General features: G+C 54.3%; 13 protein-coding genes. 9 read left to right on the plus strand and 4 right to left on the minus strand.

All coding sequences use genetic code 11. The features are described from left to right. Positions 1-678 precede the first annotated feature (678 nt). Positions 679-1,581, plus strand: coding sequence for a lipid A hydroxylase LpxO (gene lpxO, locus AC6HVW_RS04595; protein WP_071681125.1), 903 nt, complete (start codon positions 679-681; stop codon positions 1,579-1,581). A gap of 53 nt (positions 1,582-1,634) precedes the next feature. Here the strand turns inward: lpxO and chaA are convergent, their stop codons facing one another. Together chaA and AC6HVW_RS04605 are read right to left on the minus strand one after the other, a co-directional pair. Continuing rightward, on the minus strand, positions 1,635-2,735 hold the full coding sequence (gene chaA / locus AC6HVW_RS04600; protein ID WP_021180982.1) for a sodium-potassium/proton antiporter ChaA: 1,101 nt from the start codon (positions 2,733-2,735) through the stop codon (positions 1,635-1,637). A gap of 309 nt (positions 2,736-3,044) precedes the next feature. After that, positions 3,045-3,863 carry a siderophore-interacting protein gene (locus AC6HVW_RS04605; RefSeq protein ID WP_071680871.1) on the minus strand — a complete coding sequence of 273 codons (819 nt, stop codon included), beginning with the start codon at positions 3,861-3,863 and terminating at the stop codon, positions 3,045-3,047. 505 nt (positions 3,864-4,368) lie between these two features. Here AC6HVW_RS04605 and AC6HVW_RS04610 point away from each other — a divergent pair. The 3 genes from AC6HVW_RS04610 to AC6HVW_RS04620 all read left to right on the plus strand — a co-directional run bounded on the left by AC6HVW_RS04610 (position 4,369) and on the right by AC6HVW_RS04620 (position 8,528). Next, positions 4,369-5,064, plus strand: a complete 696-nt coding sequence (locus AC6HVW_RS04610) for a gamma-glutamylcyclotransferase (RefSeq protein ID WP_021805682.1) — start codon at positions 4,369-4,371, stop codon at positions 5,062-5,064. A gap of 309 nt (positions 5,065-5,373) precedes the next feature. Then, on the plus strand, positions 5,374-6,327 hold the full coding sequence (gene cbl, locus AC6HVW_RS04615; RefSeq protein WP_021805681.1) for an HTH-type transcriptional regulator Cbl: 954 nt from the start codon (positions 5,374-5,376) through the stop codon (positions 6,325-6,327). A gap of 419 nt (positions 6,328-6,746) precedes the next feature. Next, positions 6,747-8,528 carry a YchO/YchP family invasin gene (locus AC6HVW_RS04620; RefSeq protein WP_254698846.1) on the plus strand — a complete coding sequence of 594 codons (1,782 nt, stop codon included), beginning with the start codon at positions 6,747-6,749 and terminating at the stop codon, positions 8,526-8,528. Here the strand turns inward: AC6HVW_RS04620 and narL are convergent. Both narL and narX read right to left on the minus strand, forming a co-directional pair. After that, complete coding sequence (gene narL / locus AC6HVW_RS04625; RefSeq protein WP_071680870.1) at positions 8,525-9,175, minus strand: two-component system response regulator NarL; 651 nt, start codon at positions 9,173-9,175, stop codon at positions 8,525-8,527. The two genes, AC6HVW_RS04620 and narL, sit on opposite strands and share 4 nt — an antisense overlap. A 9-nt stretch (positions 9,176-9,184) precedes the next feature. Next, positions 9,185-10,969, minus strand: a complete 1,785-nt coding sequence (gene narX / locus AC6HVW_RS04630) for a nitrate/nitrite two-component system sensor histidine kinase NarX (protein WP_071680869.1) — start codon at positions 10,967-10,969, stop codon at positions 9,185-9,187. Between the two features lie 353 nt (positions 10,970-11,322). Between narX and AC6HVW_RS04635 the strand changes: the two genes are divergently transcribed. From AC6HVW_RS04635 to narJ, 5 genes are all read left to right on the plus strand, one after another. Beyond that, entirely contained in the window at positions 11,323-12,720 is a 1,398-nt protein-coding gene (locus AC6HVW_RS04635; protein ID WP_071680868.1) for a NarK family nitrate/nitrite MFS transporter, read from the plus strand. A 541-nt stretch (positions 12,721-13,261) separates the two neighbouring features. Then, entirely contained in the window at positions 13,262-14,008 is a 747-nt protein-coding gene (locus AC6HVW_RS04640; protein ID WP_071680867.1) for a winged helix-turn-helix domain-containing protein, read from the plus strand. 389 nt (positions 14,009-14,397) lie between these two features. Further along, a complete protein-coding gene (locus AC6HVW_RS04645) occupies positions 14,398-18,159 on the plus strand; it encodes a nitrate reductase subunit alpha (RefSeq protein ID WP_497569281.1) in 3,762 nt (1,253 codons plus the stop codon). Continuing rightward, a complete protein-coding gene (narH, locus tag AC6HVW_RS04650; RefSeq protein WP_021805674.1) occupies positions 18,156-19,700 on the plus strand; it encodes a nitrate reductase subunit beta in 1,545 nt (514 codons plus the stop codon). Before AC6HVW_RS04645 ends, narH begins: the two co-directional genes overlap by 4 nt. Then, positions 19,697-20,419, plus strand: coding sequence for a nitrate reductase molybdenum cofactor assembly chaperone (gene narJ, locus AC6HVW_RS04655; RefSeq protein WP_071680865.1), 723 nt, complete (start codon positions 19,697-19,699; stop codon positions 20,417-20,419). The genes narH and narJ overlap by 4 nt, the downstream gene beginning before the upstream one ends.

Raw genomic sequence — 20,419 nt, forward strand, 5'->3', positions numbered from 1 at the left:
GACTGGCTGTGCTACCAATTGGCCGCTTTACCGGTTTACAACACCGTATCGATTTCCTTCGTGAACAAGCTGCAGATTGCTTCCTATAACTAAATACAGCACCGTATCAATTCCTTGCGTGAATAAGCTACAGATTGTCTTCTATACCTGACTACGGCTCTGAATCAGCTCCCTCGCCCTGCGGGAGAGGGGAATGGCCGTGCTACCAATTGGCCGCTTTACCGGTTTACAACACCGCATCGATTTCCTTCGTGAATAAGCTGCAGATTGCTTCCTATAACTAAATACAGACCGTATCAATCCCTTGCGTGAATAAGCTACAGATTGTCTTCTATACCTGACTACGGCTCTGAATCAGCTCCCTCGCCCTGCGGGAGAGGGTTGGGGTGAGGGGGATCTCGATTGCCTGACCGACAATCCGGTATCTCTCCCCGTGTGTTCATTTACTCCACCCAAACCGAATCTGCTAAATCGTTAGCTTCCTCCCTAGCGTAAATCCCATTCTCGTTTAAGCTTTGTGTAAATTTTTGCGGTTTTTTGTATAGAATTTTGGTTTCAATAACGTTAATTATTGGTGTCTTGCGGCCGTTAAACCGATCTTAACGGAGCTATGGGAATTGTTGGGTTGTGTGCTGTGCTTGCATTCTGCTGGTCGTATTTTGGGGTTCTGAAGTTATCATGAAATATATCATTCTGATCTTATTGATTTTGTGCGTTATTTACATTCATTATCGTGGCCGTGTTCGCTATCCTTTTTGGCGTCAGCTTTCCGACCATTCCACCTTTACTGCACCGCTGAACGTGTTTATGTACCTGTTCTCGCGGGTGCCGACCACGCCTTACCTGCAACCGGAGCAGTTCCCCGATCTCATTATCCTGCGTGACAACTGGCAGACCATTCGGGAAGAAGGGCTGCAATTGATGGAGATCCAGCAAATCAAGGCGTCGGATAAATTTAACGACGCCGGATTCAACTCCTTCTTCAAAACCGGCTGGAAGCGCTTTTACCTGAAGTGGTATGAGGATAACCATCCTTCGGCAATGGCGTTATGCCCGCAAACTACTGCGCTGTTGCGTAGCCTGCCTTCGGTGAAGGCCGCGATGTTTGCCGAATTACCCCATGGCAGCCGCTTGCCACGCCACCGCGACCCTTATGCCGGTTCGTTGCGTTATCACCTGGGGTTGATCACCCCTAATGACGACCGCTGCTTTATCGAAGTGGATGGCGAACGCTACAGTTGGCGCGATGGTGAAGGGGTGATGTTCGATGAAACCTATCTGCACTATGCCGAAAACCAGAGCGGGGAAAACCGCCTGATCCTATTTTGCGACATCGAGCGGCCGATGCGTTACCGTTGGGCGCAGGCGGTGAATCACTGGTTGGGGCGTAATTTGATGAGTGCTGCGACGGCACCGAATGAAGAGGGCGATCGTACCGGCGGCGTCAATCGGCTGTTCAAATATATCTATGCCGTGCGTAAGGTTGGCAAGCGATTAAAAGCCTGGAACAAGACGGGCTATTACATTATCAAATGGCTGCTGTTTGGCGGGATTGCAGCACTGATTTTCTTTGCACTATAAATAGAACGGGGCGCAAATAATGCCCCCCGTTGATGTTTTGTAACCACCCGCTATCAGGCAAATATCGTCATCATGTAAGCGGCAAACAGCGCCAGGTGCGCGGTGCCGTTTAACACGTTGGTTCTGCCGGTAGAGAACGAGATATGGCACAATATCAACACCGTCAGCATCACTACCATATGCGGTGCCTGCAGGCCGAAGATTAGCGTCTGGCCAGTCAGGGTGGCAATAATCGTTACCGCTGGCACCGTCAGTGAAATGGTCGCCAGCACCGAGCCGAAGAACAGGTTCATGGCGCGCTGCACCTGATTGTTCAACACCGCGCGCAGAGCACCCAACCCTTCCGGGGACAGGATCAGCAACGCAACCAGGAAACCGGTGAACTGGGTTGGTGCGTTCAGTTTGGTGAGCAAGCCTTCAAGCGGGTTGGCGTTGAATTTGGTTACGGCAATTACCGCGACCAGGTGCACGATCAACCAGGCGGCATGCCACAGGCTGCTGTGGGACGAGGGTTTACCGTGGTGCGGGTCGCCATCGTCATCTTCGTGTTCATAAACAAACAGGCTCTGGTGGGTTTTGGTCTGGATCAGCAGAAACACGCCGTACATTGCCGCCGAGATGGCCGCAACCAGCAGTGACTGGCCCACGCTGAAGTTGCCCCCAGGCAAGGCGCTTGGCAACACCAGCACGATCACCGCTAGCGGTAGGATCGCCATCAGGTATTGTTTGATACCGCCAAGGTTAACGTACTGGGTAGCAAACTTGCGCCCGCCGAGCAGCAGGGCAACCCCAACCAATCCGGCAGTCACAATCATGATGATTGAATATAGTGTGTCACGCATCAGGGCCGGGGCCGCGTCGCCGGTTGCCATCAGTGCCGAAATCAGGCTCACTTCCAGGATCACAACCGACAGGCTGAGGATCAGCGAGCCGTAGGGTTCGCCCAGGCGGTGGGCCAGGACGTCTGCATGGCGTACCACGCTGAAAGCACTGCTGAGGATACCGACCAGGGCAATAATGTTGATGGCCACAATCAGTGGGAAACTGCTGGTACCGCTCCACAGGTTGAGCACAACCAACGCGGCGATAGGGAAAATCAGGGAATACTCTGTGTGGCGAGATTTGGATCGGCCAGGATCGTTGTGCGACTTCATTACGGTACATCTCCTTCTCAAACTGCGTGGCCCGTCATCGCTGTTCACCTGCAGATAGGGTCAGCGTATCCAGAAAGTTGTTAATAATAATAGGATACACTCTGCGCATGACGCCGAGTAATAATGTGATGTTGTGTTTAGTTTTTAGAAAGCAAAACTTTGCTTTATGTGATAAGAGTAACAAAAAAACCGCATACGATGCGGTTTTTTTTACTTACTTTTACGTAAAAATCCAGGTGTTCTATGTTAAACGCCTATAAAAGGGTTTTAACTGGCATTTTTCACGGTAAATAAGGCAGATAATGGCGATCAGGAGTCAATGTTATCCATGATATCGTGCCTTTTCTGGTGGTAACCCTCTTCATTTAGCCCTTCACGCCAGTAAGGTACGGCATAAAGCTGATTACGCTCACATTGGCGCTCCCGGCGCAGGTAACGACGCAGTTCGACCACCAGGCGGTCCTCACCTGCCAGCCAGAACTGGGTGCCGCTTTGCGGCAGTGGCAAGGCACAGAATTGCGTGATGAGATCGGTCGTTTTCTCCGTGCCGCCAATGATCCAGCTTAGTTCAACACCGGCAGGTTTTTGCAGATCGATAACGTCCGCAGGGGTATCGACACGGATAAACGCGTGGCCTTCGCTATGTGCTGGCAAGTTTTCCAGCAGTGCGGCGATGGCCGGTAATGAAGAAGGATCGCCAGCCAGGCAGTAGAAGTCGGCCGCTGGCAACATTGGTTTGGGGCCGCCAGGGTTGCTGATACCAATTTTATCCCCCGGCTTGGCCTGACGTGCAAAGTTCACCGCTGGCCCGCTGTGGTCGTGCAGGGCAAACTCAATATCAATCTCACCCTGTTGCGGGCGGACGGCTCGAATAGAGTAGGTGCGAATTAGTGGGCGCACGGCATCGGCGGCCCACACTGGGCCCTTCTCGGTGAGCGTGGGCAGGTCTGGCTGGGTTTGGCCTGCGAGCGGTAAGAACACCTTGATATGTGCGGCGGCGGCTTCAGCAGGGTAAAAACGCAGGTCTGGCGCGCTGAAGGTGATACGGCGCAGGTGCGGCGTGATGTCGCGTAAACGGGCAACTTCGATCAAATAGGGGGCGCGGCTGCGTGGGGTTTCGGTTGTCACGGGGTTCTCCTTTATCATTCTGCAGGCAGTATATCATGCCATTTGATAATGAGAATTGTTTGCTGATTGGCGTGGCACATCAGGCCAAACGGCGTGATCCGCCCGGATTGTATTTTTTTACGGTTAAAACGCTGCGCTCTGTTAACAAAACGCAGGGGAAGAGTAAAGTTTTACGTCTATAATTATTATTGCTTCTGGGTACAAATACTTTTTCACATTAAATATGCCTGGAAACTTGATTGAAGGGTCAGAAAAGAATATGGTCATTTATACCCGTCGTCTTTCAAGTTGCAGCGTTGTTATCTGCACTTACCCACCCCAGTCACTTACCCAAAAGTAAGCTCCTGGGGATGAGTAAGCTTGTTGCCTAGCTGCAACTTGAAATCCATAGGGTATATATTTTTGCTGGGTGGTGGAAATAAACACGCCCCGAATCCCAAAAAAGAAATTGCATACACAGTGGCGAAGGGTTTAGGGCAATCCTATTCCCAGGAGGTTGTATTAGGTGTTAACTCGAGATTTTCTGCAAAAAGCAGACTGCAAAACGGCATTCGGCACGATCGAAGAGTCGCTGTTGCTGACACCGGAACAGCGCTCGGCCTCACTGACATGTACGCTCTCCAGGCGGCCGGATAATAGCCCGGTATGGGTTTTCGGCTATGGTTCACTGATGTGGAACCCGGTATTTGAATCCGAAGAGGTGCGCCCGGCGACGCTGCAAGGCTGGCATCGGGCATTTTGCCTGCGTTTGACCGCCGGACGGGGCACGCTGCATCAGCCAGGGCGCATGCTTGCTCTGCAGGAAGGGGGGCAAACCACCGGTCTGGCCTTCCGCCTGCCGGAAGATAAGCTACGTGAAGAGCTGGAACTCTTGTGGAAGCGTGAGATGATCACCGGTTGCTATCTGCCAACCTGGTGTGACCTGACGCTGGAAGACGGCAGCATCGTCACCGCCTTGGTGTTTGTGATGAACCCGCAGCATCCGCTATTTGAAGCGGATACCAGCCATCAGGTGATCGCTCCGCTGATCGCCAGCGCCAGCGGCCCGTTGGGCACCAATGCGCAGTATCTGTTTGCCTTGGACAACGAGCTGAAAAATCACGGCATGAAGGATGACTGCATCGGCGATCTGGTCGGCTATGTCCGCCAGTGGCTGCAACAGAACACCTCGGGGCCAATAGGTGGCGAAGCCACGGCCTAGCTTTCAGTTACCGTCGGGGCGTCGTATTGTGCGCCCCCAAATGTCTCAACAACCCTCGCGTTGATATATCTTATCCCTCTAGGTAATAACTTTTTGCTGCATAACTCACTTAACCATAATATTAAAATGGTTATTTATCTCATTGATTTTAAATCTATTTGTAATATAAAGAAAAGCGATGGTGAATTTTTAATGATAAAAAATGCACTTAGCATTAAAAGCTATAAGTAAAGACTATTCCTTATTTGTTCTGTTTGCCCAGACTCCGTATCAATATTGTTAACGGTTTTGGGGATAGAAGAGGACGGAATGAATTTTCAGCAATTAAAAATTATTCGTGAGTCAGCGCGTTGCAACTACAACCTGACTGACGTCGCTAATGCGTTATTTACCTCACAGTCTGGCGTTAGCCGTCATATTCGCGAGCTGGAAGAGGAACTGGGGATTGAGATATTTATCCGCCGTGGCAAACGGTTATTAGGCATGACCGAACCGGGCAAAGAGCTGTTGGTGGTCGCGGAACGCATCCTCAATGATGCCAATAATATCCGCCGTCTGGCCGATGTGTTCAGCAGTAAAGATGCGGGACAACTCCATATTGCCACCACTCATACCCAGGCCCGCTACAGCCTACCGGGGGTGATTAAGGAGTTTCGGGCGCTGTATCCGCAGGTGCGCGTGGTGCTTAATCAGGGGAGCCCGGAGGAGATTGCCGCCATGCTGGCCTGCGGCGAAGCGGATATCGGCATCGCCAGTGAACGCCTGATGAGCGAAGAGTCATTGGCTGCTTTTCCCTATTACCGCTGGAACCATGCGATCCTGGTTCCGGAAGGCCATGAATTGACACGCCAACCACTGGTTACGTTGGAAATGCTCAGTGCGTTGCCGTTGATTACCTACCGCCAGGGCATCACCGGGCGCTCACGGCTGGATGCGGCATTCAAAGCCGCAGGGCTGACGCCGGATATCGCGCTAAGCGCCCAGGATTCTGACGTCATCAAAACCTATGTTGAGTTGGGGCTGGGTGTAGGCATTCTGGCGGATATGTCGTTTGAAAAGGAGCGCGATCGTGGGTTGGTGAGCCTCAATGCCGAACATTTGTTTGAGCCTAATACCGTCTGGTTGGGGCTGAAGCGCGGTCAGTTACAACGTAACTATACCTGGCAGTTTATCCAGCTATGTAATCCCACCTTGTCGCTCACGGACATTAAAGAAAAAGTGTTCTCCGATCAGTTGGAACAGGTTATCGACTATCAGATCTGAGGCTGTAATGCGCTGGAATGGTGCAAAGCGCGCCATATCACTGTGCAATAATGAGGGGTGGATTACAGATTGCACGGCAATAACACTCTAAAATCTGTAGCTTGGCAAACTGGCATACAAGCTGCTTTACCTTAAACGCGGAAACGTTGACTATCCGCGACGAATTTCAACAGGCGTCCGTGCAGCACGTTTGCCCCAATGGTGGAATGTGCTGTTCGGACGTCTTTTTTATCGCTGGTAATACCCTTGGTTTAAATCCCCGATTACAGGTTTTTCCGATGGCTTCTTTTTGCCGATCGCTTACCCTATGGCTTCAGGTTGCATTATGCTGTGCGGCAGGTTATTTCTTCCTGCCGGAACGGTAGTGTCAACGAGATAAGTTTGCCATGCGGCAAGGAAGACGAAGGGCAAACGTGGTTATGAGCAAGGTTATTCAGCAAAAGATGTCACAGTTGTTATCCAGCACGCGCTTACTCGGGTTATTAGCTCTACCGGCGATAATGTTTAATGCCCAGGCGGAGGCTCCCCCGGCAGTGGTTGGCGTGCCTGACGTCCAGGCTGAGGCACCCGTCGCGGTGAAAAGCGAAGCTGAGTCCACGGTGGAAGTCCCCTCGGTCGGGACGAGCGTGATTGACGATCTGGCTAAAGCGCCACCGACAGCAACAGCAGAAACCCAGACGGTAGTACCAACGGCGGCGGTAGCAGAAGCTCAGACAATAGCGCCTCCAGCAGAAACCCAGGTTATCGCCCCACCGGCGGTGGCAAATGCGGCTGATATCGCAGCTAAAGTGCCTGCGGCCGTGACCCCGGTAGAAAAGCCTGTGGCTGTGGTCAGTGAGGTCAAGGCGCAAGCATCCCCGGCGCAAGAACTGCCGGATCTGGGCAGCGCTGGCGTCAACGATGCCGAAAAAGAAAAAGAGTGGGCTACGCGGGCGAAAAAGCTGGCAGAGCAGAATCTTAACCAGATATCCAGCGAGCGGGCGCGCGCCGATACCAAAGATTACCTGACCAACCAGGCCAGTTCGGTCTTACAACAGGAGACAGAGGAACTGCTTTCGCCACTTGGCACCGCTAAACTGTCGCTTGCGGTCACACCTGAAGGGGATTTTACCGGCAGCAGCGGTCAGTTGTTCAGCCCGCTCTATGACGTGGATGGCTTGTTGACCTACAGCCAGGTGGGTTATCTGCAAAAGGCTAATGGTTCACAGGGTAATTTTGGTCTGGGGCAGCGCTGGGTGGTGGGGGATTGGCTGCTGGGCTACAACTCCGTGCTCGACAGTGATTTCCAGAATCAGCGCAACCGCGGCAGCATCGGTGCAGAAGCCTGGGGTGACTATTTGCGCTTGTCGGCCAACTATTACCACCCGCTATCGTCATTTTCTCCACAGGCAAATAATGCCGTCTTTCTCGGCCGTCCGGCGCGTGGCTACGACATTACCACTCAAGGTTATCTGCCGTTTTACCACCAGCTTGGGGCCTCGCTCAGCTTTGAACAGTATCGCGGCGCCAGTGTCGATCTGCTAGGCAATGGCAACAAACAAACGGATCCTAGCGCTATGCAGGTGGGGCTCAACTATACGCCGGTCCCGTTGGTCACGGTCAAAGCCTTGCACAAACTGGATAATGTGGGCGAAACCCAGGACAAGGTCGAGCTGGCGATGACCTATCGCCTTGGGGTGCCGCTGCTCAAACAGATTTCTCCGTACTACGTGGAACAGGCCAAATCATTGCGCGGTAGCCGCTATGACAGCATTGAACGTAATAATGTGCCAGTGCTGGAGTTCCGTGAAAGCAAAACGTTGCAGGTGTTTCTGGCGACGCCGTCATGGAGCCTGAATCCAGGGGAAACGCTGCCGCTGGTGCTGGAAATCAAAGCGGCCAATAAGATCGCTGCGGTCAACTGGCAAGGGGATACTCAGGCCGTCAGCCTGACGCCGCCGGCGAATATCAACGATCCGCAGGGGTGGACCTTGACGGTGCCCGCGTGGGATGAGACGCCAGGGGCCAGTAATCACTACCAACTGTCCGTCACCCTTGAGGATGAAAAGCAGCAGAAAGCCACCTCGAACTGGATCACGCTACAGGTTACTGCTCCCCTGAGCTTGTCTATTGAAGGGGAGCCTGGGTTACCGCCGCCGCAAACTTTGCAGCCACCGGCAATCCCGGCGGTTACCGGGCCGTTGCACCCAGAGGGTAACTAATCCTTCTTATTACCTAACACCCAAACGGCGGCTTCTACGCGGGACTTCAGTTTCATCTTCTTCAGCAGGTGTTTCACGTGCACCTTGACGGTACTTTCGGTGATCATCAGTTTACGGGCGATCAGCTTGTTTGGCAGCCCCTGCGCGATCAACTTGAGGATGTCGCGCTCGCGCGGGGTTAACTGCTGGATGTCGCGTTCTACCGCCGGACGGTTTTCCCGCAGGCTGGCCGCCAGCACTGGAGTCAATGCTTCGCTCAGTACCATTTGCCCTGCCGCCGCCTGATGCAGCGCCTTGAGCAGTTCCTCTGGTTCCATATCTTTCAATAGATAGCCATCTGCACCGCGTTTTAGCGCGCTCACCACATCGTCTTCATGGTTGGAGACGCTAAACACCACCACGCGGCCGGAAAGGGCGGTTTGGCGCAGGCGATCCAGCGTTGCCAGGCCGTTCAGTCCGGGCATATTCAGATCCAACAGGATCAGGTCGGGATCGTGCAGCTCCGCCAGTTCCACCCCTTGTTCGCCATTGCTGGCTTCGGCGATGACTTGCAGCCGCGGATCCATGCTAATCAACTGCTTGACGCCGTTACGCAGCATGGGGTGATCGTCAATCAGCAGTATGGTGGCAGCTTCTTCGGTCGTCATAATATTTCCTTATTCGATAGCAGAGTTATCTGGGCGGAACGTCACCCGTACTTCGGTGCCGCCGCCGCTGCACGGCAAGATTTCGCACTGGCCATGCAGGCTTTTGGCGCGATCGCGCATGATGATTAGGCCGTAATGATCGGGCCGTTCACTGATATCGGGCAGACCACGGCCATTGTCGCTGACGCTCAGGGTGACTTCGCCCTGCAGGTTGGTCACCCGAATCGTGACCTGGCTTGCCTGCGCGTGTTGGTGAATGTTACTCAATGCCTCACGCGCGATCTGCAGCAGATGGATCGCCTGATAGGCCGGTATGCTTCGTGGTCCTAACTGATAATCCAGTTCGATGGTGATCCCCAGCCGCTGGTTGAATTCTTGCACCGTAGACTGTAGTGCCGCCAGCAGACCAGGTTCGGTCAGGCGCAGGCGGAAGGTGGTTAACAGCTCGCGTAACTGGCGATAGGCGGTGCTGATCTCTTCACGCATCTGTTGCACCAGCGCCAGGCTAGCCGCAGGGAGTTCGTTCCCCTGCATTTGCAGGCAACTGGTCTGCATTTTCAAACAGGTGAGGGACTGAGCGATGGAGTCGTGTAACTCGCGGGCAATCGCGGCCCGCTCTTCCATCAACATCAACTGCTGCTGGTGGTCAACCTGGCGCTCTATCGCCAATACGCTGGTCAACTGCTCTATCAGGGTATTCATCAACTGACATTGCTCATCGCTTAGCTGTTGTTCTGGTGCATGTTGAGCGACGACGATGCCATAATTGCCCAGTTGGTCACTCAGGCTCCAGCTAAGAGAAGGATGGCCCTGACTATGCGGCTGATGTTCGCTCAAGCAGGCGCTACAGACCGGATTATGGCAATACTCCGGCCTCAATGGCTGGTTACCGCTTAATTGTAGAAACTGTTCCTGACTGTTGTTTTCATACAGCCGTACCTGGATGCTGTGTAGCGGCGTCAAGGTTTGCAACTGGTTGAGGATCGGCGTCAGGCGGCTACAGATCGGCTCGCTGGTGTGCAACTGGCGGCTGGTGCGATACAGAAAGCCCAGCACCTGATTTTTCTGTTGCAGGTCGGCGGTTTTTTCTGCGACACGTTGCTCCAGCCTGGCATAGATGGTGGCAAGCTCATCGGACATGGTGTTGAGCGCGGCGCCGAGGGAAGACATCTCGTCCTGATGCCCACGTTGGGCAAAGCGGTGGCTGAAATCACCGCGGCCAACCGCCAGCGCCAGTGCCACCAATTGACGCCAAGGGTGCAGCAAACGGCGGCGTAGATAACAGATGGTGCCGACCAGCAGCAACAGCGTCAGGGCGATAAATCCCCCCTGAACCAGCGTCACCATCAACAAGCGCCGTTCGGTTTGATGATCGATATCGGAAACCAGCTTGTCCAGCAGGCTGACAAAATGGGCCACTTGGGGGGCCGCATCGGCGGGGCGTTGTGCTTGGCGCAGCCGTGGTTGCAGCTGGTTTAGCCAATAGTCACGCAGCGTCAGCAACTGTGGGGTTAGCCCTTCGCGCTCCAACGCCAGCTGCAAATCGCGGCTGGTTTCATCCTGATCCAATCCCTGCATCAGGAGGTCACTGCGGGCATCCAGAGGGACCTGAGACAGCAGACGGTAGCTCTGCATTCGTAGGGAGCCCGCCTTGTTGATGGCATGAGCATTGCCCTGAATGCTTTGCGACATCCAGGCGGAAATACTCATTCCGGCGATACCCAGCACCCCCAGCAGTAGCATTAGCAGGGCAACCTGGTTAACGATGGAAAGCGGAGCCAGCAAGCGTTTCATCGAATACGCGTCCCCTATAGAGCAGCAGAAACCAGAGAGTAGATATCAGCAACTCCGGCCGCCAAATTACGTCAATAGCAGCCATTTTTCCTCATCCCCCGGCGTAACCCCATACCCCTAACGAAGTACCCCTTAGTTTCCGGTGGCCTGACCCATAGCCAAACCATTAGCACTACTGTGGTATAACCTGCTGAATACCAATAGATTAGCTGGACTGGATTGGCTACTCACTAAGGGATGTATGAGGTTTTTCCACCATGAGTTACCTGCTTGCTCATTGATTTGCGTCAACTTTACCGCTTGAGGGGATCAACTAGGGTGTGCGCAGTTATCACCGTGTTTCTGAGGTTATTATGTCGCAATCTGCAACGCCTTTAGCAAAAAAAACGGGTGCGGTTATTCAGGACTGGCAACCTGAGAACAGCGAATTCTGGCAGCAGAGCGGGCACCGCATTGCCCGCCGCAACCTGTGGATCTCCATACCCTGCCTGTTGCTCGCCTTCTGCGTCTGGATGCTGTTCAGCGCCGTGGCGGTTAATCTGAACAAAGTGGGTTTTAACTTCACCACCGATCAGTTGTTTCTGTTGACCGCATTGCCTTCGGTTTCCGGCGCGATCCTGCGCGTGCCGTATTCCTTCGTGATCCCGATGTTTGGTGGCCGCCGTTGGACGGCCATCAGCACCTGTTTCCTGCTGGTACCTTGCCTGTGGTTGGGCTATGCGGTGCAGGATCCAACCACCTCATTCAACGTATTTATCATTATCGCGCTGTTGTGTGGTTTTGCTGGGGCCAACTTTGCTTCCAGCATGGCGAACATCAGCTTCTTCTTCCCGAAGGCGAAGCAGGGTGGCGCGTTGGGGCTGAACGGCGGTCTGGGAAATCTGGGGGTCAGCGTAATGCAACTGGTGGCTCCGTTAGCCATCTCGCTCGCCATGTTCGGCTTCCTGGGCGGCACTGGGCAGACACAGCCAGACGGCAGCCAGTTGTGGTTGGAAAACGCCGCCTGGATTTGGGTGCCTTTCCTGCTGGTGGCAACGCTGGCGGCCTGGTTCGGTATGAACGATTTGGCCGCCTCAAAGGCTTCTTTGCGCCAACAACTGCCGGTACTGAAACGGGGTCACCTGTGGGTTTTGAGCCTGCTGTATCTGGCGACCTTTGGTTCCTTTATTGGTTTCTCTGCCGGTTTTGCCATGCTGGCGAAAACCCAGTTTCCTGACGTGGTGATCCTGCATTATGCCTTCTTCGGGCCGTTCCTTGGGGCGCTGGCTCGTCCCGTGGGCGGGGCGCTTTCCGATCGCTTTGGCGGTATTCGTGTGACGCTGCTGAACTTTATAGTCATGGCTATTTTCGCCGCCTTGCTGTTCCTGACCTTGCCGGGTAGCGATCACGAGGGCTCGTTTATGGCCTTCTATGGCGTGTTTATGGTGCTGTTCCTCACCGCCGGGTTGGGCAGCGGCTCGACCTTCCAGATGATCGCCGTGATATTCCGTAAAATCACCGTGGACAGAGTGAAAGCCGAAGGAGGAAGCGATGAGTTGGCACAGCGCGAGGCGGTAACCGATTCGGCTGCGGCGTTGGGCTTTATCTCGGCGATTGGTGCAGCAGGGGGGTTCTTTATTCCCAAGGCGTTTGGGACTTCGCTGGCGTTGACTGGCTCACCGGCTGGGGCGATGAAGATCTTCCTGGTGTTTTATATTCTGTGTGTCGTGGTGACCTGGGGCGTTTACGGCCGTAAAAAGGTTTCCCGCTAGTTGAGTCAAGCGGAGGCAGCATGCGGCGGCCCTGCGGTCGAACATGTGCGACTCCTATCCATTGAGCACCATTGCCTGTCAGTAATCAGATACTCCCCGCTTGCCGGGGAGTATCTACCCTCTCAATTCCCACCCGTTGTTTCACTGATAGCCAATCGGTGAATTCACCGCTACTTTCGCCAAAACTCCGATGTGTAATATTACCGACACTTGGCGATTTTATTGGTCTATATTAACATCGCTTTTTTGTTGAGTGCTGATAAGAGGATCCCATGTTTATTTATTGATGAAATCTTAATGCCCACTATTTCATCAAAAAAGAAAATCCGTAATCCTTGATGCGGAGTGGTTTATGTCTGAATTGGCCATGGACCAGGAGGGGGTGGTTTTTTCTTAGTGAGCTGCATGATTTCACTAAGTTATGAAAAACAGGTGAAATATAAAGTCAGTCTGTTTCACCGAGTTTATATTTAAATTGTTGAACATTTTTTCATATGTCTATACAAATGGGGACGCTGTGAACTCATAAGGAAAATGAAAAGTGGCTGCTGAACAGGAAATAAAAATCATAAATTTTGATGTTTTGCTCCCCTCCAGGCAGCGTTCACGCCTACGTTGGAAAGAGCTGCAGATCCTTTCCCTGCTGGTTAACCGGTCGCCTGAGTTGGTGAGCCGCTCAGAAATCATTGAGACTATCTGGAAAGGCACCTATTGCTCAGACTCGACAATCAATCAGACGATTAAGTCCATTCGCCAGAAAATTGGCGACACGGAGCATGCTCTCATCAGGACCATTCCTCGTCTTGGCTATAAGGTGGACGATAAAGCGATTTTTAACTTTATATCATCAGGGGAATCTGCCGCCGCTACGAAGATTATTCCTGGAAATGATGATGGTGAAAATTTCAATAGTGATTTATCTGAGGATAAATTAAATCATATGGCCGATGAAATTATTGAAAATGCAACGGTGTCGCAAGGTTATTCCCGAATGAATCCGATATTAAGCGAAATGGTTTTGGATGATCCCAGGCAAAACACGCTAACGCCGGGGGGCCGAATATTGAAGTATTTGGCAGCGTTTATTGCGTTGTTGACAGTTTCACTTTTATCCTATGCTTTGGGCAGCCAAACCAGGCCTGCAATACAGCATAAGCAGCTAAACAGCCCTCGTATGGTCCTCTCTTTTTCATTAGACACCTCCCCAGGTGTTCATCCCCAGGCGTTGAATTGCGTGTATCTGGCGGGGAATGAAAAGGAAATGCGGGTTGAATGTAGGACTCGCTAGCAGGGAGTCCCTGGAAGCCGTTTCAGACAAGATTATCCGGTAATTTTGTCATCAATCTAGCTCACACTTCCGTTTTTACCGTCACTACCCCCAAATTTCCGTTTCAGGAGGTTCGCCAGAGGCTTATCTCTGTAAATCCATTATTCTTGTTTTATTACAGTTAGATAGCGTTAATTTTAACGCTCATCCTTTAGTGGTATTTCCACCGCTCCCCACGTTTTTCCTCACTGATTCCCTTGATCGCAATCAAGTTACGCCCGGCTGAGCATCAGTAGCCTTGGCCGCAGATTGAGCAATGTCACTTGGCAACTTCTTACAACAATATGCCCGTCGTCTTTCATGCTGCGGCTTGAAACTCGTAGGGTGATGAGCCTTCAGGAGAACTCCGGATGAGCAAATTTCTAGATCGGTTCCGCTACTTCAAGCAGCTGGCCGAACCTTTCTCTGGCGGTCATGGCCAAACGCTGAACACCAACCGCGATTGGGAAGACGGTTACCGCAGCCGTTGGCAGCACGACAAAGTGGTGCGCTCCACCCATGGTGTTAACTGCACCGGCTCCTGTAGCTGGAAAATCTATGTGAAAAACGGCCTGGTTACCTGGGAAACCCAGCAGACCGATTATCCACGCACCCGTCCTGATTTGCCCAACCATGAGCCCCGTGGCTGCCCACGTGGTGCCAGCTATTCCTGGTATCTCTACAGCGCCAACCGCCTGAAATATCCGCTGATGCGCAAACGCCTAATCAAGCTATGGCGTGAGGCTAAAGCCTTGCACAGCGATCCGGTTGATGCCTGGGGTTCGATCGTTTCCGACCCGGAAAAAGCCAAAAGCTACAAAGTGGCCCGTGGCCGCGGTGGTTTTGTTCGTTCCAGTTGGCAGGAGGTCAATGAACTGATCGCCGCCTCCAACGTCTATACCGCCAAGACCTTTGGCCCGGACCGCATTATCGGCTTCTCGCCGATCCCGGCGATGTCGATGGTGTCTTACGCAGCCGGTGCCCGTTATCTATCGCTGATTGGCGGCACCTGCCTGAGCTTCTACGATTGGTACTGCGATTTGCCACCGGCCTCGCCGATGACCTGGGGCGAACAGACCGACGTGCCTGAATCCGCCGACTGGTACAACTCCTCGTATATCATTGCCTGGGGTTCCAACGTGCCGCAAACGCGCACCCCGGATGCCCACTTCTTCACCGAGGTTCGCTACAAGGGCACCAAAACCGTCGCGGTGACGCCAGACTATGCGGAAGTAGCCAAGCTATGCGACCAGTGGCTGAACCCGAAACAGGGTACCGATAGCGCCATGGCGCTGGCGATGGGCCACGTGATGCTTAAAGAGTTCCATCTGGATCGTGAAGTTGGCTATTTCCGCGACTATGTACGCCGCTACACCGATATGCCGATGCTGGTGATGTTGGAACCGCGCACCGAGGGCTATTACGCCGCTGGCCGCCTTCTGCGCGCCGCCGATCTGGTGGATGGCCTTGGCCAGGAAAACAACCCCGAGTGGAAAACCGTCGCGCTGGATCAGACCAGCGGTGAACTGGTGGCGCCGCAGGGCTCCATCGGCTTCCGTTGGGGTGAGAAGGGCAAATGGAATCTGGAACAGCGTGAAGGTAAAGCCCAGCAGGATGTAGAGCTGCAACTTAGTATGCTAGGCAGCCATGATGAGGTGGTTGACGTTGGCTTCCCTTACTTCGGCGGTGCCGAGAGTGAGCATTTCAACAGCGTGGCGCTGGACGACATCCTGCTGCACAAACTGCCGGTAAAACGCCTGCAACTGGCGGACGGCAGCCAGGCGCTGGTGACCAGCGTCTACGACCTGACGCTGGCGAACTACGGCCTGGATCGTGGTCTGAATGATGCCAACTGCGCCAACGGTTATGACGAAGTCAAAGCCTATACGCCAGCCTGGGCAGAACAAATCACCGGCGTGTCACGCCACAACATCATCCGCATTGCGCGCGAGTTTGCCGAGAATGCCGAGAAAACCCACGGCCGTTCGATGATTATCGTTGGGGCCGGCGTCAACCACTGGTATCACATGGACATGACCTATCGCGGGTTGATCAACATGCTGATCTTCTGCGGTTGCGTTGGCCAAAGCGGTGGCGGCTGGGCGCACTATGTTGGCCAGGAAAAACTGCGCCCACAAACCGGTTGGATGCCGCTGGCCTTTGGCCTGGATTGGCAACGGCCGGCGCGCCATATGAACAGCACCTCGTTCTTCTACAACCACTCCAGCCAATGGCGCTATGAGACGGTCGGCACTGAAGAGCTGTTATCACCGATGGCGGACAAGAGCCAGTTTGCTGGCAGCCTGATCGACCTGAACGTGCGTGCTGAACGCATGGGTTGGTTGCCATCGGCACCGCAACTGGACACCAACCCGCTGCTTCTGGCCGCTCAGGCCAAAGCGGCCGGTCAGACACCGCTGGACTTCACCGTGGAGAGCCTGAAACAGGGCAACGTTCGCTTTGCTGCCGAACAACCGGATAATCCACAGAACTTCCCGCGTAACCTGTTCGTCTGGCGCTCCAACCTGCTGGGCTCCTCCGGCAAGGGACATGAATACATGCTCAAATATCTGCTGGGGACCGAGAATGGCATCCAGGGCCAGGATCTGGGCCAGCAGGGCGGCGTAAAACCGCAGGAAGTCGAGTGGTTGGATAACGGTGGTGAAGGCAAGTTGGATCTGGTCGTGACGCTTGATTTCCGCATGTCCAGCACCTGCCTGTATTCCGACATTGTGTTGCCCACCGCCACCTGGTACGAGAAAGACGATATGAATACCTCGGATATGCATCCGTTTATTCATCCGCTGTCTGCGGCTGTCGATCCTGCCTGGGATTCCAAGAGCGACTGGGAGATCTACAAGGGTATCGCCAAAGCGTTCTCCGAGGTTTGCGTTGGTCACCTGGGTCAGGAGACAGACATTGTCACGCTGCCGATCCAGCATGACTCCGCCGCCGAACTGGCGCAGCCCTACGGCGTGAAAGACTGGAAGAAAGGCGAGTGCGAGCTGATCCCGGGCAAAACTGCGCCGCACATCATGGTGGTAGAACGCGATTACCCCGCGACCTACGAGCGCTTTACCTCGCTCGGCCCGCTGCTGGACAAGCTTGGCAATGGGGGTAAGGGCATCAGTTGGAACACCCAGACCGAAGTCGACTTCCTGAAAAAGCTCAACTACGTGAAGACCGAAGGCCCGGCAGTTGGGCGGCCTAAGATAGAAAGTGCTATCGATGCGGCGGAGGTGATCCTCTCGCTGGCACCGGAAACCAATGGGCAGGTGGCGGTGAAAGCCTGGCAGGCGCTGAGCAACATCACCGGGCGCGATCACACCCATCTGGCGCTGAACAAGGAAGACGAAAAAATCCGCTTCCGCGATATTCAGGCCCAGCCGCGCAAGATCATCTCCAGCCCGACCTGGTCTGGCCTGGAAGACGAACACGTTTCTTACAACGCCTGCTACACCAACGTGCATGAGTTGATCCCGTGGCGCACCCTGAGCGGCCGTCAACAGCTGTATCAGGATCACGAGTGGATGCGAGCCTTCGGGGAAAGCCTGCTGGTTTATCGCCCGCCGATCGACACTCGTGCCGCGCAGCCGTTGCTGAACAAAAAGCCAAACGGCAATAAAGAGAAGGCGCTGAACTTCCTGACTCCGCACCAGAAGTGGGGCATTCACTCCACCTACAGCGACAACCTGTTGATGCTGACCCTGTCACGCGGCGGGCCAATCGTCTGGTTGAGTGAGGACGATGCCAAAGATTTGGGCATTGAAGATAACGACTGGATCGAGGCCTTCAACGCCAACGGCGCGCTCACCGCTCGTGCGGTGGTCAGCCAGCGTATTCCGTCGGGCATGACCATGATGTATCACGCGCAGGAACGTATCGTGAACATTCCAGGCTCGGAAATTACCAGCCAGCGCGGCGGGATCCACAACTCGGTGACCCGCGTGTGCCCGAAACCGACCCATATGATCGGCGGCTATGCGCAGTTGGCCTACGGTTTTAACTACTACGGCACCGTTGGCTCGAATCGCGATGAGTTTGTGGTGGTGCGCAAAATGGACCATATCGACTGGTTAGACGGCGAAGGTAACGACTACGCGCAGGGCAGCCAGCAGGAGAAAGCCAAATGAAAATTCGTTCGCAAGTTGGCATGGTGCTCAACCTGGACAAGTGCATCGGTTGCCATACCTGTTCGGTAACCTGTAAGAACGTCTGGACCAGCCGCGAAGGCATGGAATATGCCTGGTTCAACAACGTGGAAAGCAAGCCGGGCATCGGTTATCCCAACGCCTGGGAAGATCAGGATAAATGGAAGGGCGGCTGGATACGCAAAATCAACGGCAAGCTGGAGCCGCGCATGGGTAACCGCGTTGGCCTGCTGTCGAAGATCTTTGCCAACCCGGATGTTCCCGCGCTGGACGATTATTACGAGCCGTTCGATTACGACTACCAGAATCTGCACACTGCCCCGCAGGGCAAGCATCAGCCGATCGCCCGTCCGCGCTCGCTGATCACTGGTCAACGGATGAACAAGATCGAAAGTGGCCCAAACTGGGAAGAGATCCTCGGCGGTGAGTTCGACAAGCGTGCCAAGGATAAAAACTTCGACAACATGCAGAAGGCGATGTACGGCCAGTTCGAAAACACCTTCATGATGTATCTGCCACGCCTGTGCGAGCACTGCCTGAACCCGGCCTGTGTGGCGACTTGTCCGAGCGGAGCGATCTATAAACGCGGCGAAGACGGCATTGTGCTGATCGATCAGGACAAATGCCGCGGCTGGCGGATGTGCCTTACCGGCTGCCCTTACAAGAAAATCTACTTCAACTGGAAGAGCGGCAAATCGGAGAAGTGCATCTTCTGCTACCCAAGGATTGAGGCTGGCCAGCCGACCGTATGTTCGGAAACCTGCGTGGGGCGTATCCGGTATCTCGGCGTGCTGCTGTACGATGCCGACCGCATTGAACAAGCGGCCGCTACAGAGAACGATAAAGACCTGTATCAGAGCCAAATGGATATCTTCCTCGATCCGCACGACCCGGCGGTGATTGAGCAAGCGCTGAAAGACGGTATCCCGCAAGGGGTGATTGAGGCTGCGCAGCAGTCGCCGGTTTACAAGATGGCGATGGACTGGAAGCTGGCGTTGCCGCTGCACCCGGAATATCGCACCTTGCCGATGGTGTGGTACGTGCCGCCGTTGTCTCCGATCCAGTCGGCTGCCGATGCCGGTGAGTTGGCCCATAGCGGCGTGTTGCCTGATGTCGAAAGCCTGCGCATCCCGGTGCAATATCTGGCGAATCTGTTGACCGCCGGGGATACCGCTCCGGTGCTGTTGGCGCTGAAACGGATGTTGGCGATGCGCCACTACAAGCGGGCAGAAACCGTGGACGGCGTGGTGGATACCAGCGCGCTGGAGCAGGTGGGGCTGACAGAGGCGCAGGCGCAAGAGATGTATCGCTATCTGGCGATCGCTAACTACGAAGACCGTTTCGTCGTGCCTTCCAGCCATCGTGAGCTGGCGCGCGAAGCCTTCCCTGAAAGCAAAGGCTGTGGCTTCAGCTTTGGCGACGGTTGCCACGGCAGCGACAGCAAATTCAACCTGTTTAACAGCCGCCGCATCGATGCCATCGACGTGACGCAGAAAACCCCGCGCAAGGAGGATGCTTCATGATCGCTCTGCGAATTATTGCCCGCCTGCTAGATTATCCTGAACAGGAACTGTTTGACCATCAGCAAGAGCTGGTGGAAGCCCTGGAAACAGCCTGCGAACTGGATTTGCATCACAGTGCCCAGCTGATTCTGTTTATCCGCCGCTTCTGCGTCCGTCCGTTGCTGGACGTGCAGGCGGAGTATTGCGAGCTGTTCGATCGCGGCCGTGCGACTTCACTGTTGTTGTTTGAGCACGTTCACGGTGAATCCCGCGACCGTGGCCAGGCGATGGTCGATCTGATGGCGCAATACCGCGAAGCCGGGTTGGAGATCGATAGCCGGGAACTACCGGACTTCCTGCCGCTGTATCTGGAATATCTGGCTAGCCGCAACAAAGAGGAAGCTCAGGGCGGATTGCAGGATATCGCCCCCATTCTGGCCCTGCTGGGTGCTCGCTTGCAGCAGCGTCAAAGCCCGTATGCGGTGCTGTTCGATCTGCTGCTGGTGTTGTCTGCTAGTGGCGTTGCAGCCAAAAGTTTGCAGCCACAAGTTGCCGGTGAAACACGTGACGACACGCCACAGGCACTGGATGCCGTCTGGGAAGAAGAACAGATCAAGTTTTTGGGTGAGCAGGGCTGTGCTTCGGCGCAGCAAGCCACTCACCAGCGGCGCTTTGCTGGGGCGGTAGCGCCACAGTATCTGGATGTGGGCTCAATGACCTCGGCAACCAAAGGACGCTAA

The sequence above is a fragment of the Serratia sp. NCCP-200 genome (genome assembly GCF_059697885.1).

Coding starts and splice junctions, on each gene's coding strand:
- narJ (WP_071680865.1), top strand. CDS start 19,697: ATGATCGCTCTGCGAATTATTGCCCGCCTGCTAGATTATCCTGAACAG.
- AC6HVW_RS04635 (WP_071680868.1), top strand. CDS start 11,323: ATGTCGCAATCTGCAACGCCTTTAGCAAAAAAAACGGGTGCGGTTATT.
- narL (WP_071680870.1), bottom strand. CDS start 9,175: ATGACGACCGAAGAAGCTGCCACCATACTGCTGATTGACGATCACCCC.
- lpxO (WP_071681125.1), top strand. CDS start 679: ATGAAATATATCATTCTGATCTTATTGATTTTGTGCGTTATTTACATT.
- chaA (WP_021180982.1), bottom strand. CDS start 2,735: ATGAAGTCGCACAACGATCCTGGCCGATCCAAATCTCGCCACACAGAG.
- narH (WP_021805674.1), top strand. CDS start 18,156: ATGAAAATTCGTTCGCAAGTTGGCATGGTGCTCAACCTGGACAAGTGC.
- AC6HVW_RS04645 (WP_497569281.1), top strand. CDS start 14,398: ATGAGCAAATTTCTAGATCGGTTCCGCTACTTCAAGCAGCTGGCCGAA.
- narX (WP_071680869.1), bottom strand. CDS start 10,969: ATGAAACGCTTGCTGGCTCCGCTTTCCATCGTTAACCAGGTTGCCCTG.
- cbl (WP_021805681.1), top strand. CDS start 5,374: ATGAATTTTCAGCAATTAAAAATTATTCGTGAGTCAGCGCGTTGCAAC.
- AC6HVW_RS04620 (WP_254698846.1), top strand. CDS start 6,747: ATGAGCAAGGTTATTCAGCAAAAGATGTCACAGTTGTTATCCAGCACG.